Origin of the sequence: Microbacterium sp. SL62, from assembly GCF_026672635.1 — a bacterium.
GTDB lineage: Bacteria > Actinomycetota > Actinomycetes > Actinomycetales > Microbacteriaceae > Microbacterium > Microbacterium testaceum_A.
Window position 1 is genome coordinate 1199465 of sequence record NZ_JAPPRM010000001.1, and the last position, 11488, is coordinate 1210952.

At 67.3% G+C, this 11488-nt stretch carries 11 protein-coding genes; 9 read left to right on the plus strand and 2 right to left on the minus strand.

Annotation, left to right across the window (positions count from 1 at the left end):
- Positions 1 to 344 precede the first annotated feature (344 nt).
- Entirely contained in the window at positions 345 to 608 is a 264-nt protein-coding gene (locus OVA26_RS05705) for a hypothetical protein (RefSeq protein ID WP_268103369.1), read from the minus strand.
- Between the two features lie 496 nt (positions 609 to 1104).
- Here OVA26_RS05705 and OVA26_RS05710 point away from each other — a divergent pair, with 496 nt between their 5' ends.
- The 8 genes from OVA26_RS05710 to OVA26_RS05745 all read left to right on the plus strand — a co-directional run bounded on the left by OVA26_RS05710 (position 1105) and on the right by OVA26_RS05745 (position 9039).
- Positions 1105 to 1257 (plus strand): hypothetical protein, encoded by a 153-nt coding sequence (locus OVA26_RS05710; protein ID WP_268103370.1) that lies wholly within the window; start codon positions 1105 to 1107, stop codon positions 1255 to 1257.
- A 158-nt stretch (positions 1258 to 1415) separates the two neighbouring features.
- Positions 1416 to 2033, plus strand: a complete 618-nt coding sequence (locus OVA26_RS05715) for a GNAT family N-acetyltransferase (protein ID WP_268103371.1) — start codon at positions 1416 to 1418, stop codon at positions 2031 to 2033.
- On the plus strand, positions 2026 to 3735 hold the full coding sequence (locus OVA26_RS05720; protein ID WP_268103372.1) for an ABC transporter ATP-binding protein: 1710 nt from the start codon (positions 2026 to 2028) through the stop codon (positions 3733 to 3735). The genes OVA26_RS05715 and OVA26_RS05720 overlap by 8 nt, the downstream gene beginning before the upstream one ends.
- Positions 3736 to 3773: 38 nt before the next feature.
- Positions 3774 to 4313, plus strand: coding sequence for a GNAT family N-acetyltransferase (locus OVA26_RS05725; RefSeq protein WP_268103373.1), 540 nt, complete (start codon positions 3774 to 3776; stop codon positions 4311 to 4313).
- Positions 4310 to 4591, plus strand: coding sequence for an acyl carrier protein (locus tag OVA26_RS05730; protein ID WP_268103374.1), 282 nt, complete (start codon positions 4310 to 4312; stop codon positions 4589 to 4591). Before OVA26_RS05725 ends, OVA26_RS05730 begins: the two co-directional genes overlap by 4 nt.
- Complete coding sequence (locus tag OVA26_RS05735; RefSeq protein ID WP_268103375.1) at positions 4588 to 5823, plus strand: beta-ketoacyl-[acyl-carrier-protein] synthase family protein; 1236 nt, start codon at positions 4588 to 4590, stop codon at positions 5821 to 5823. Before OVA26_RS05730 ends, OVA26_RS05735 begins: the two co-directional genes overlap by 4 nt.
- Positions 5820 to 6605 (plus strand): ABC transporter ATP-binding protein, encoded by a 786-nt coding sequence (locus OVA26_RS05740; protein ID WP_268103376.1) that lies wholly within the window; start codon positions 5820 to 5822, stop codon positions 6603 to 6605. Before OVA26_RS05735 ends, OVA26_RS05740 begins: the two co-directional genes overlap by 4 nt.
- On the plus strand, positions 6562 to 9039 hold the full coding sequence (locus tag OVA26_RS05745; protein WP_268103377.1) for an FtsX-like permease family protein: 2478 nt from the start codon (positions 6562 to 6564) through the stop codon (positions 9037 to 9039). The genes OVA26_RS05740 and OVA26_RS05745 overlap by 44 nt, the downstream gene beginning before the upstream one ends.
- A gap of 318 nt (positions 9040 to 9357) precedes the next feature.
- Here OVA26_RS05745 and OVA26_RS05750 read toward each other — a convergent pair whose 3' ends face one another.
- Positions 9358 to 10809 (minus strand): NCS2 family permease, encoded by a 1452-nt coding sequence (locus OVA26_RS05750; RefSeq protein WP_268103378.1) that lies wholly within the window; start codon positions 10807 to 10809, stop codon positions 9358 to 9360.
- 66 nt (positions 10810 to 10875) lie between these two features.
- Here OVA26_RS05750 and OVA26_RS05755 point away from each other — a divergent pair, with 66 nt between their 5' ends.
- A complete protein-coding gene (locus OVA26_RS05755; protein WP_268103379.1) occupies positions 10876 to 11313 on the plus strand; it encodes a nitroreductase family deazaflavin-dependent oxidoreductase in 438 nt (145 codons plus the stop codon).
- The last annotated feature ends 175 nt before the right edge of the window (positions 11314 to 11488 follow it).

The following is an 11488-nucleotide window of genomic DNA, read 5'->3' on the forward strand; positions in this document are numbered from 1 at the left end:
CGGATGCCATGGCATCCGGGCCCTTTCTCGTGTGCGGGGCGAGGCGGGCGGCGCGCACTGGCCGCGAGAACGCGCGCCGTTGTCTCCATGCCGTCGGTGGCTATCGCCTCGACAAGGTCGACGTGACGGGCGGCGTCGAGCTCTGACCACTCGATCTTGTAGACCAGGCCGTAGCCAGATGTTCCCGCCTCCGCGCGAGATGGTGGCATCCGGGCCATCCCAGCTCATTATCAGAGCGTTCGTGTGAGGGCCGGTCTAAGCGCCGGAGCCGCAAGGGTCGAAGAACCCGCAGCTCTGGCCGGCGCCGATCGTGTGGGAGATCTTGTGCAGCGCGGTGCGCTCGGTCATCTACGACCTGTTGTCGCCGAAGCGCAGGTCTCCGATGATGTCGCACCGGCGGTGTAAGCCCGCGGGGCGTAGTACACGGTGATCTGCTTTGCCAGGTCCGACAGATTTTTGTAGCGGTTGTCGGCGGCGTTCATGGCCGGGGCGATGCGGCCGTCGGCGTCCTGCTCGTCAGCCGACGGCGTGCTGTTCTGGTGCAGCGTGTAGGTGATCCCTCCCTCGGCGATGTCGGGTGGGGCGGCGAGTGCTTCCGTTCCGAGCATTCCGGCTACCGCAAGTGCGTCTGCCGGAGAGGTGCGACGACGACGGGGACATGTTCGTCTTCTGCATGGTTCTCCTTCTTCGAAACGGCGCACGCGGTCGGTACGTCCATGGGTCGAAGCAGGTCGAGGTGGCCGCTTTGGCACGCACGCGAGAGAAGTTTCATCAGAGTTGCATCCGCCTGGCACTTCTCGCGGGTTTAGTCCTCACGGTGCCCGCGAGCCGAACGACGAATCGCGGCGACGCGTTGACTACCGTGCTTCCTCGCATCTCGGTCCTCGCAGGGTCGAGCAGTAGAGCGTCCGGACCACTAGGCGGGGTGAGGGTGCGGGTGAATTCTTGTGCCGTTGGAATGGCCGCATCCCTATCGCAGCACGCCGCGAGAGCCGGCGCACGGTGGACGTGGTAACGGGCCGTCGCTCGAAGGCTCAGAAAGCATGTAAACATGTGCTACGTTCGCCAGCGTTCAGCGACGAGGGATCAGAGTCCTCATCCCACATGACCGGGCTGGACGACTCGAACGAAGGGATCACCATGCAGGTCAACTACAACGGCGGCGGTTGCCGCCCGTTCCGTCAGAACAACACCAACGGCGGCGGCTGCCGCCCGTTCCGTCAGAACAACCACAACGGCAGCGGCTGCCGCCCGTAAGAGACGCCGAGCTCGCAACAGCGGGCTCGAGTTGCATCGCGTGGCCACGGACATGCGTCTCGTTCGTGGCCACGCTTCCCAAGGCCTGAATTTCGCCCGTCGCGCCGATCGCGTCGCCCATTACGAGGAGCCCAGCCGTCATGCTCTGCGGCCGATACATGACTCTCCGATTTCCTGATCCGTCCGTCGATACCGAACCCTTCTTCCAATGGCTCGGTCCCCGCTCCGACAGCAACGAGTACGCCGCGCATCAGGACCGTCCGTGTCGACGGGAGGACATCGCCCGGGTTCTCGACAATCCCACCGGGACCACCTTCATTGTCGAGGCCGGAGGCAAGCCCGTCGGCGCTGTTTGGGCATTTCCTTCGGGTCCTCTGAACACTCGCAACGTCGAGCTCAGTGCCGTCATTGGCGAACCCGGCTTGCGCCGATCGCCCCTCGCGGGCGAGGCCCTGCTGATGGCAATTGACTTCCTCTTCATGCGGAAGAACCTGCACAAGATCTCGGCTCGGATCATCGAGCGCAACTCACCGATGCTCGCAATACTTGATTCTCATCAACTCGGTCGACGTGAAGGCACGCTTCGTGCGTACTCGCTTAGCGGGGGAGCGCTGGCCGAAGGCATCTGCTGGGGAATCCTGCGGACAGAGTACGTCGCCCATCCCCGCTTCGCCGACATCCAGCGGATCCTGGGGCGGAGCGTCATGCCTGACCGGCAAGTGAGCGCGTCCTGGATCGCCTCTGCCACGCACCTCCTCGAGGCGCGGCGTGGGTAGCGCCGGTCACCGTCAGCAGGGCCGTGAAATTATTCGAACGGTCCTGGGCGAGCCGTTTTCGGTCCTGCTGGTCTCCCTGACGCTGGGAGCGGTGGTGGCGGGGGCGTGGGTGGTCCAGCCTCAGCTCCTCGGGGGTCTCCTGGCGGCCCCGGGTTCGATAACCGACACCTGGGGAACGGTTGCTGCACTCCTCCTCATCACTTTCGCGCAGGTCGCGGTCTTGACCTTTCAGCAACTTCACGTCGAGAGGGTGACCATCCGCGGGCTCGACAGGCTCCGTCGCCGCCTGATCGACCATGTCGTCCGGCTTCCGTTGGAGGACGTCGTGCGCGCACAGCCGGGCGAACTGGCGTCTCGCGTCGCCGCCGACACCTCGGCCGTGCGAACCATGGTGGTCGACGGCATGCTGATCCCCGTCTCCTCCCTGCTTCTGGTCGTCGGTTCGTTCGCGATGATGGCGACGGTCAGCCCCCTCCTAGCGAGCGTCGCCCTCGCCAGTATTGCGGTCGCGCTGTCGGCCACATGGCTGATCGCCCGCCCGCTCGATTCATTCGGTGTCCGAGTACAGGCTGCCGTTGCGCGTCTGACCTCGGATACGACGTCCTACCTCCAGGCCGCGCGGACCGTGAAGAGCGGACGACTCGAGGACGAAGCCGTGCGGCGCTTGGGTGCGGGGGTCGCAGAGATCACCTTCGCCCGTGCCCGCGCCTCAGTTCGTCTCGCGATGCTCGCTCCCGTTGTCACACTCGGGAATCAGCTGTCGCTCGTTGCTGTCACCGGCGCCGCGGCCGCCCTCATGGCGGCGGGAACACTGACGGCGGCTGCATTCTTCGTGTTCGTCATCTACTTCTACTTCATGGTCGGACCGCTCCAACAGCTAGGGTCGGCGTTTGGTGCGCTCGCACAGGGATCTGGCGCGCTTCGTCGGGTGGCAGAAACGCTGGCTCTGCTCCCCGAATCATCTGCAGGAGCGCCGGTGACCCGGACGGCAACTCGCCGAGCCCAGACGGAGGCCATGTCGGCACTCCGAATCCGGGGACTCAGCTACTCGACCGGTGGCGGCGCGCGGGAGTTGCTGCGGGACCTTGATCTGGAGGTGGCTCCAGGGGAGCGCGTTGGGATCGTGGGGCCCTCGGGTTCCGGAAAGAGCACTCTTCTCGACCTGGTGGTGCGCCTGCGCGAGCCTCGCACCGGGACTATCTGGGTCTATGGAGACGACGTTCGCGGAATGTCCCTCTCGCGACTTCGGACACGTGTCCACCTTGTCGAACAGGCGAGTCCGCTCCTTCCGGGGTCGGTCGGCACGAACGTCGGACTTGAACAAGAGCGGCTGACCGCGAGAGCGGGCCGGGTGCTGGCCGGACTCGCTGGTCGCATGAATGCCGATGCGCGATCCGGCAGTCTCTCGGGCGGCGAGCGCCAACGTCTCGCCTGGGTGCGGGCGCTCTCCTCGGACGCGGACATCATCCTGTTCGACGAGCCGACGTCAGCGCTTGACGGCGCGGCCGCCCGCGCTCTCATCGCGGAGTTGTCCTCCCTTCCCCCCGCGACCGCCGTGGTGTTCGTCACGCACGCCCCGGAGATGCTGCGTGATTTCGACCGGATCTATGTCTTGGGCGAGGGTCGCATGGTCGCCCACGGTACGCACGAGCAGCTGATGACGGGATTCGACCCCTACCGAGAACTTGTCTCAGTCCGCTGACGCGGCGGGCCAGAAGCCCCCAGCCACGAGGAGAGTGTGTGTCCAGACACAACAGGTTTATGCGACTACGCCACGCGGACCCTGTCGATGACGTCGAGGTCGTTTACCGATGGATTGGTCCGCGGTCCGATACCCGCCAGTTCGCCATGAACGGTGAGACTGCTGTGTCGCGAGATGTCGTCCGGCAGATCGTCGACAACCCGACCGGGCACACGCTAGTCGCCTTCGACGGCGACGATGTCCCGTTCGGACTCGTGTGGCTGGGTGCCTACGGTCCGCCGAGCTCTCGGACGTTCGAGATCGAGTGCCTCGTTGGAGAGCCAGCCCATCGCCAGAGCGTTGCAGCGGGCGCGATGGTCGCGCGCGCTCTGGAGTTTGCGTTCCAAGATCTCGGCGCACGAAAACTCTTGGCGACAGTTCCCGCCCACAACGCGCATGCCATCGATTTGCTCACCGCCCACCGGCTTGGTCGCAGGGAGTGCCTTCTGCGGGATTACTACTTCATCGACGGGTCCTACATCGATGCCTGGGTGTGGGGGGTCTTGGACAGCGAATACGCAGAAAAGAGGAAGATGTGAGCGTTCAGACCGTTGCAGATTTCGTTATCGATCTCGTCGAGAAGGAGATGGACGATGAAACGCGGGTCGTCACCCTCGACTCGCGCCTCCGGGAGGACCTCGAGGTGGACTCTCTCAGTATGGCGGTGATCGCCGTCGACACGGAGAATCGATTCGGCGTCCGATTCGATCTGGCGGACCTGGCCCGGATCGACACGGTTCGCGATGTCGTCTCACTCATCACGACCCATCCGGCATTCACTTCGGCAAGCGCCCCCGCCCCGGACGATGCCGCATGACCGTGGTTGCCATCACTGGCCTGGGCGCCTGCACACCCCTCGGATCTTCGATGGGCAGCTCGTGGGCAAATCTCCTCGCTGGAGTCTCCGGACTCCAGCCACTCGCCGCCGAGCTGCGCGCGCGGTTCAGTCTGCCCGACGTTGCCGTGGCGCACTCAACCCATGATGAGTCACGTGTGGTCTCGCGTCGCGCTCGTCGGATGGATCGCGCGACGCTCCTCGGCGTCGCGAGCGCCCGTGAGGCTTGGGAGCACGCCGGTTGCCCCGAGGTCCGGAGTGAGCGGATCGCCGTTATCGTTGGATCGGGATTTGGCGGACTGACCACCACGTTGCAAACGGTGGAGTCCTTCCACCTCGCGGAGCAGCGGCACCGAGTGCACCCGAGGGCAATCCCTATGCTCATGCCTAACGCGATTGCGGCGGCGATTGCGATCGACCGAGCGGCGCGGGGACCGGCAATGACCGTGGCGAGCGCATGTGCCTCCGGAACGGAAGCGCTCGCGGCCGCTTTCGATCTCGTTCGGCTCGACCGTGCCGACGTGGTCATCGTGTGCGGCACGGAAGCAGGGATTCACCCTGCAACCATTGCCGGCTTCGCGGCGATGAATGCGCTCTCAGTAGGGGCCTCCCTCAGCCGGGCGTCTGCACCGTTCGCGCGGGATCGCGCAGGACTGGTCCTCGGTGAGGGTGCCGCCACGATCATTTTGGAGTCGGAAGCGCACGCCCGAGCGCGAAATGCGACCGTATACAGTCACATCCTCGGTGCAGGCGTGACGGGCGACGCCCACAGCGTCGTCGCTCCCGCGCCCACGGGAGAGGGCGCTCTCCGCGCGATGGAGGAAGCGCTGGCGGTCGGCGGCGTCGAGCCCGCCGACGTCGCACACGTAAATGCGCACGCGACCGGCACGCCGATCGGCGATCTGGTGGAGTACCGCGCGCTGCGAGGTCTCTTCGGCGCCGATGCCGATGCGATACCCCTCTCGGCGACGAAGGCTTCGACGGGGCACCTGCTCGGCGCCACGGGCGTGCTGGAGGCGGCGTTCGTGGTACTCACCCTGTGGACTCGCCTTGTTCCGCCCACGATCACGTCGACGGTGGCGCGGGATCCGGACCTCCCGGTCAACGTCGCCCCGGAGCCTCGACCGCTTGCCAGCCACTCTCGATACGCCCTCACGAACTCCTTCGGGTTCGGCGGGCATAACGCGTCCGTCCTGATTGGAGCGTCTCGATGACCCACACGACCGAACGGCGAACACCGCCTCTCATCGAGGCGGTCGAGCTCCGGCGACACTACGCCGAGGGAGGCGGCACGGTGGCGGCTCTCGACGGCGTCAGTTTCACCATCGGTGCGTCCGAGCTGGTGGCGGTGCTCGGGCCTTCGGGATCGGGGAAGTCGACGATGCTTCATCAGCTCGGCGCGCTCGACAGCCTCGATTCCGGACGGCTCACGGTGAACGGCATCCGGGTTGACGAACTCGACCAGACGGAGAAGACGAGATTCCGGCGTGAGCAGGTCGGCTTCGTCTTCCAGTCCTTCTTCCTCGTGTCATATCTCACGGTGGCGGAGAACATCGCCCTTTCCGCAATCGTCGGGAACCGACCCGAGCGAGCGTGGCGACCGCGCACCGTCGAACTCCTCGAACGTCTGGGCATCGCGCACCTCTCCCGCCGCTACCCGCACGAGCTGTCGGGGGGTCAGCGTCAGCGCGTCGCCGTCGCTCGTGCCATCTACTCGCACCCCACGATCCTGTTGGCCGACGAACCCACGGGAAATCTCGACACGGCAGCGGGCGCTGCGGTGCTCGGGCTCCTCCGGGAAGCCGTGTCGGAAGAGCGGTGCGGGCTCCTCGTCACCCATGACATCCACGCGGCCGCAACCGCGGACCGGGTGTTCGCCTTCCGGGACGGACGCATCGTCGCCGAGTTCGATACCCGCGCCCCCGGCGACCGACACCAGACGGGAGGCAGCCGTGTCGACCGCGTTCGCGATTGGTATGCGTCAGCTGCGCGTTGAGTATCGGCGGTTCGTCGTGGTCGGAATCGCTCTGACGTTGAGCACGGCGCTTCTGGGGGCGACCCCTCTCGCAGCCACCAGCCTGTCCGCGGGACTTCACCAGACGGTCGGGAGCCTCGCCTCCGAGACAGAGGTCACGGTCACGTCCGACGATGGGAGCGCCTCCCTCACCTCCGACGAGCGCGGTTCGGTGGCCGTGCTGCCCGACGTCGCGACGGTTCAGGGCAGGCTCGACCAGCCCACCGCTGCCCGCGTGGGGGACGACGACGTGTCGATCATTTTGAGCGGACGGGAGCCCGCCGCGCTACCGGAGTCCGCAGCGGGCGCCCTGCAGGGCATGGATGGCGACGACTCGACGTTCCCCGTCGTCGTGCCCTCCGGGTTCGCCTCGTCGAACGGCATCGTGCAGGGCGATGTCCTGACGATCGCGTCGCCTCTCGGCTCGAAGCAGGGCAGGGTGACGGAGCTCGTCGACTCGTCCACGCTCTCCGCGAGTGACCGCAGCGTCGTGGTCGCCGCGCTGGCCGACGTCCGAAAGGCCTTCGGTGTCAAAGACGGCTTCTCGTCGTTCGTCCTCAGCCTGTCGCCGGGAACGACGGCGGACGCCTGGCAGAAGGCGCACGCGCGTGACCTCCCCGCCGGACTTACGGTCGCCTCTCAGACGGCGCTCACGAGCGCGTTCGCCAACCTGCTCGTCGCCGTCACTGCAATCCTCGGTCTCATCGCGCTCTCGGCGTTGGTGGTCGCCGTCGCGCTCACCGCCGGCGTCTTCGAGGCGGGCATCCGTCAGGGCGCGGTCTCGTTCGGAGCCCTTCGGAGCACGGGGGCGAGCAAACGCTGGCTCGCGACGATGATCGTGACGCAGACGATCGCACTCACGACCGTGTGCACCGCCATCGGGTTCGTCCTCAGCATCGGCTTGTCGACGGTGCTCGTGTCGGTCCTGGCCAGCGCTGGTGCGCTCACCGGGGGAGGTGTGCTCATCGAGTGGTGGCATCCGTTGGCTCTGCTGGGTGTAGGTGTCGTCGCCGGTCTTATCGGAGGCGGGCGAGCCGCCCTCCGGGTCGTCAGCCGATCGCCGGTGGAAAGTCTCCACGGCGCGACGCCCCGGCCTCCGGCCCGCCGCATGCTCATGACAGTTCGTGTGCTGGTCGCATTGTCGGCCCTCGTCGCAGGCGCTGCGCTCACGGTCTTCGCCGACGGCGTCGCGCGCGCCGCCGCAGCCGTGCCCCTGCTCATCGCTGCGGCGATGCTCGGACCGATGGGTCTGGCGGCGGCGAAGGCACTACAGGGCAGGCTATGGTGGCCGGCACGCCTTGCCGCCGACCGTGTGCTCCGGGGCCGCGAACTGCGTGCCGTCACGAGCGTCATGGCGGTCGTCGTGTGTCTCGCCACCGGCCTCTCTGTGGGGGCGGCATCGCTGAACACCGCCACCGAAACCGTCATCGGCGCGCAGTACGGTGCAGACGTGCGGGTCGCCTCCCCGGTGGCGTTCACCGACGGGTCCTTCGACGAACGCCTCCACGGCATCGACGGCGTGGGGACGACCTCGGGGTTCATCGGAGCGAACGTCGAGCTGTCGACGCAGGCGGGTGACGCGCAGAGCGCCCGGGCGATGTTCATCGACCCCGAAAGCTACTTCCGCACCGCCCAGTTCGCCTGGACCGGCGGCACCGCTGCCACACCGCAGCAGGTCGAGGCCGACGGGCTCGTGCTCTCGGAGTCGTATGCGCAACAGCTCGGGGTGCAGGTCGGCGATCGCCTCACGTTGTCGCGAGGCTCGCAAACCGTCGCCGTCACGATCGTCGGCACCTACACCTCGATTCAGCTCGCGGGCAACAATGTGGTGACCTCGCGCGCTGTCGGGGAGCGGCTCGGTGTGGAGGGCGTCGCGGGGTGGACGGTGCTCGCCGCCGGCGGGATCGATCCGGAGGTACTCCGCCAGCGCGTCCAAGGTGCGTTCGCGGACATCCCGGGACTCTGGGTGTCGACGAGCCAGCAGGTCCGCACCGAGGTGGAAGGGCAGATCTCGCCCTACATCAGCACCGTCGCGCTGATGGTGGTCCTTGCGCTGATTCTTGGTGCGCTCGGAGTCGGAGGCGCGTTCGCGTTGTCCGTGGTCATGCGTGGCACCGAGTTTGGTGTGCTTCGGGCTCTTGGCGCTCAACGGGGTGGCATCCGCGGACTTGTGCTGCTGGACTCGATGCTCGTCGGGGTCGCAGCGCTTGTCGTCGGTATCCCGACCGGACTTCTGATGGGGGCGGCGGTGGCGTCGTCTATCGGCACACTATTGCGCATCGGACTCAGTCCCGCGTGGGATCCCGCGCTTCTCGGAGTCGTCGCCGTGGTGTGCCTCGTCGCCCTGGTGCTGGCCGCTCTCGCGCCGAGCAGGCGTGCAGCGACGACCGACCCCATCGCCGCCCTGCGCGTGTGAGGGGGAGGCCCTGGATGCCGCCGGCGTCACTCTGCGGGGTCCGGACGTCATGGCATCCGGGCCCCGTTCTCATGCCCGGGCGCCGGGGCGGGGCGGGCGGAACTCCGAGATGACGGGGCTTTCGTGAGGTGACCGGCCATTCGGTCTGAACGCGGGTCTTCTCGGCGAACGCGTGTGATCTCGACGGCGGCCAGGCGCGCGACGGCGGCCGGGTGCGGGGCGGGCGACGCGTGGGGCCGCGACGCGCACCCGGCACGCGGCGGCGACCAAAAAGGGGCCCGGATGCCGTGGCATCCAGGCCCCCGAAACGGGCACGGCTCAGCCGAGCAGGGCCTCCACCGGACCGCGGGCGAAGAAGACGACGAAGCCGGCGGCGACGATCCACAGCAGCGGGCTGATGCGGCGCGCGCGACCCGACAGTGCCTGGATCAGCACCCAGCTGACGAAGCCCGCGCCGATGCCGTTGGCGATCGAGTAGGTGAGGGGCATCACGGTGACGGTGAGGAACACCGGGATGAGCACCGACATGTCGCTCAGGTCGACGTGGCGGATCTGCGCCATCATCAGCGCCCCGACGATCACGAGGGCTGCGGCGGCGATCTCGGTGGGGACGATGCTCGTCAGCGGCGTGAAGAACATCGCGAGCAGGAACAGGCCGCCGGTGACGACGTTGGCGAGACCCGTGCGGGCACCCTCGCCGATGCCGGAGCCCGACTCGATGAACACGGTGTTCGACGACGACGAGGTCGCTCCACCCGCGACGGCGCCGATGCCCTCGATCACCAGCGCCGAACGCAGGCGCGGGAAGGTGCCGTCGGGGGCGGCGAGGCCCGCCTCGCGCGAGAGGCCGGTCATCGTGCCCATGGCGTCGAAGAAGTTCGTGAACACGAGCGTGAAGACGAGCATGAGCGCGGCGAGCACGCCGATGCGCCCGAAGGATCCGACCAGGTCGACCTGACCGACGAGCGACAGGTCGGGGAGGCTCACCCACTGGGCGGGGAGGGTCGGGACGCTCAGGCCCCAGCCGCCGGGGTTGCCATCGGCCTTGGCGCCGAGACCGGTGACGGCCTGGACGATGACGGCGATGACGGTGCCCGAGAGCAGACCGATCAGCAGGGCGGCCTTGACCTTGCGCACGAGGAGCACGGCGGTGATGACCAGGGTCAACACGAACAGGGCGGTGGGGATCGTGGTGATCGAGCCGCCGACGCCGAGGCCGACCGGGGGAGAGCTGAGGCCGGTCGAGGTGACCAGGCCGCTGTCGACGAAGCCGATGAACGCGATGAACAGGCCGATGCCGACGGTGATCGCCGTCTTGAGCGCGAGGGGCACGGCCTCGAAGATCATGCGGCGCAGGCCGGTGACGGCGAGCAGCACGATGATGAGGCCGTTGATGACCACGAGGCCCATCGCCTCGGGCCAGGTGACCTGTCCCACGATGCCGACCGCGAGGAACGAGTTGATGCCGAGACCCGCGGCGAACGCGAACGGCAGGCGCGTGACCAGTCCGAAGAGCATCGTCATGACGCCCGCGGTGAGTGCGGTGACCGCGGCGACCTGCGAGAAGCCGAGCGCGTTGCCCGCGACGTCGGGGGTGCCCGACAGGATGATCGGGTTCAGGATGACGATGTACGCCATCGTGACGAAGGTGACGACGCCGCCGCGGATCTCTCCGCCGACGGTCGAACCGCGGGCGGTGATCTCGAAGAACCGGTCGAGGCCGTTCTTCGGTTCGGGGACGGCCGTGGTCTCGGGAGCGGAAGCGCTCATGAAGGCTCCAGGAAAAAGGGGGAGGGACTAGACCGGAGGGGAAGACGCCGACGTATCGTGTGAGCTATGTCACTCTCAGGAGAGTATCTACCCAGCACCAGCGAATGGGCCCGCCAGCAGGCGGAGACTTTCGAAGCCACGGGGGGCAAAGAGTCCGCCGACATGCGGGGCGTACCCATCATCGTCCTCACCACCGTCGGTGCCAAAACGGGCGGCCTGCGCAAGACCGCGCTGATGCGCGTCGAGCACGACGGAAAGTACGCGGTCGTGGCATCCAAGGGCGGCGCCCCTGAGCACCCCGCCTGGTTCTACAACCTCGTCAAGAACCCCCGCGTCGCCCTGCAGGACGGCGACGTGAAGAAGGAGTACGAAGCGCACCAGGCCGAGGGTGCCGAGCGCGAGGAGTGGTGGGGCTACGCGACCGAGGTCTGGCCCGACTACGACGAGTACCAGAAGAAGACCGACCGCCGCATCGAGCTGTTCGTGCTGGAGCCGGTCGAGTAAGTCCTCTCGGTCGCTCATCCGCGTGAGTGTCCACGACACCCGGACGGATCGAGCATTCGTCCGGGTGTCCTGGACACACGACGGGGTGGGGCCGACGCGCAACGTGGAGCAGAGGTCCGGATGCCGGGATCCAAACCTCACACCACCCCCGCCCCCGCGTGAGAGAAACGTTCGC

What these genes read in the sequence shown, in the direction of transcription:
- OVA26_RS05705 (WP_268103369.1), bottom strand. Translation starts at nt 608, where the DNA reads ATGCTCGGAACGGAAGCACTCGCCGCCCCACCCGACATCGCCGAGGGA.
- OVA26_RS05755 (WP_268103379.1), top strand. Translation starts at nt 10,876, where the DNA reads ATGTCACTCTCAGGAGAGTATCTACCCAGCACCAGCGAATGGGCCCGC.
- OVA26_RS05710 (WP_268103370.1), top strand. Translation starts at nt 1,105, where the DNA reads ATGACCGGGCTGGACGACTCGAACGAAGGGATCACCATGCAGGTCAAC.
- OVA26_RS05715 (WP_268103371.1), top strand. Translation starts at nt 1,416, where the DNA reads ATGACTCTCCGATTTCCTGATCCGTCCGTCGATACCGAACCCTTCTTC.
- OVA26_RS05750 (WP_268103378.1), bottom strand. Translation starts at nt 10,809, where the DNA reads ATGAGCGCTTCCGCTCCCGAGACCACGGCCGTCCCCGAACCGAAGAAC.
- OVA26_RS05735 (WP_268103375.1), top strand. Translation starts at nt 4,588, where the DNA reads ATGACCGTGGTTGCCATCACTGGCCTGGGCGCCTGCACACCCCTCGGA.
- OVA26_RS05740 (WP_268103376.1), top strand. Translation starts at nt 5,820, where the DNA reads ATGACCCACACGACCGAACGGCGAACACCGCCTCTCATCGAGGCGGTC.